Origin of the sequence: Robiginitalea sp., assembly GCF_049588695.1 — a bacterium.
GTDB lineage: Bacteria > Bacteroidota > Bacteroidia > Flavobacteriales > Flavobacteriaceae > Robiginitalea.
In genome coordinates, this window is sequence record NZ_JBAVZJ010000623.1 from 1 (window position 1) to 1,714 (window position 1,714).

A 1,714-nucleotide genomic window follows, 5' to 3' on the forward strand; every position below is an offset into this window, starting at 1 on the left:
ATAGGCTGTTGGAGGGGTGAAAACACTAATATCCTTTGTAAGGATATCCGGGTCTGAAGTTATGGCCCTCAAAGGTCTGATATCGTCGAGTACCCATGCAGCGCGACCGAAAGTGCCAATGACCAAATCGTGTTCTCTCGGATGGATTACGAGATCTTTTGTCGATACCGTAGGAAACCCATGCGTCCATTTCTGCCAGGTTCCTGCAGCATCCATGGAAAGATACAGGCCGTCATCCGTACCCATAAACATCAGGTTCGGGTTTTCAGGATCCTCTGTTATGGAGAGGACATAACTCTTAGTGTCATCCTCATCTACAATCCGTTCCCAGGACTTGCCGTAATTCCGGGTGCGGTAGGCATAGGGCGTATAATTGTGGCGTCTATAGTCGTTAGCCACCAGAAGGGCTTCCCCTTTTTTCGTTTTAGAAGCCCGGATTTGGGGAATCCAGCTTCCCGCGGGCAGGCCTTTAATATTGGCAGTAACCTCTGTCCAGGTTTGCCCACCATCCTGGGTGTAGTGTACCCTACCGTCATCTGAACCCACCCAGAGCATATCTTTTTCAACCGGGGAGGGTTCGATAACCAGAACCGTACAGTGATTCTCGGCTCCTGTGGCATCCATAGTCAGGCCCCCGCTGTCGCTTTGTTTTTGTTTTTCCGGATCGTTAGTCGTCAGATCGGGAGATATGACTTCCCAGGTCAGGCCTTTATCTGTGCTCTTATGGACAAACTGACTTCCGAAGTACACGGTTTTGGAATCAAAAGGATCCTGTCCGATTCCCGCATTCCAGTTAAACCTCAATTCTGTTTCCGCATCCGGAGGGGTTGGTCTGACGCTGTAATCATTTCCGGTCATCCAGTCGTAACGGCGCACATACCCCTGCTGGCTCATGGCGTATCCGTACCGGGAATCCTCCACATCGGGAACGACGTCAAAACCATCTCCAAAGGCGATTTCCTGCCAGTAAGAATTGCGAATTCCCTGAGCGCGCCATACATAGGCAGGCCCCCTCCAGGATCCATTATCCTGCATACCGCCATAGACATTGTACGGAAATTCATTGTCTACGCTGATGTGGTAGAACTGTCCTACGGGCAAGTTCCCGATAAAGCGCCAGGTGCGTCCCCCATCACGGGTGATATTCAGACCCCCGTCATTCCCGTCGATCATAAACTTACCGTCCTCTGGATGGATCCACCAGGCATGGTGATCCGGGTGGACTCCATTATCTGCACCGTAAGCCGGCATGAGTTGTTCAAAATTCTTACCCCCGTCCTCGGATACATTGACGTAAGTAAATACGGAATAGACCCGATTTTCATTTTGCGGATCGACAAAAATGTCGGAGTAGTAAAAAGGACGGTCTCCGATATCGCTTTTATCGTTGATCTTCTTCCAGGTAAATCCTCCGTCCTCAGATTTATAAAGTCCATTTTTTTTAGCCTCCACAAGCGCATAGATGATTTCCGGATTGCCCGGGGCGATCGCGAGTCCAATTCTTCCGAGGTCTCCTTTCGGAAGCCCGTCTTTTTCACCCAGGGCTTTCCAGGTTTTACCTCCGTCATGAGTCATGTGGAGTCCGCTGCCTTCTCCACCGGATTTAAAAAACCAGGGGTCGCGCTTGTGTTCCCATAGCGCTACCAGCAATTTGTTCGGATTCGAAGGGTCCATGACCATATCGGCCACCCCGGTTTTGTTATTTGCAAATAGA

The 1,714-nt window shown here is 50.3% G+C and carries 1 protein-coding gene; it reads right to left on the minus strand.

The features are described from left to right. Positions 1–1,714, minus strand: a 1,714-nt coding sequence (locus tag WBV75_RS14195; protein WP_424121238.1) for a WD40/YVTN/BNR-like repeat-containing protein, incomplete at both ends; no start/stop codon positions are given.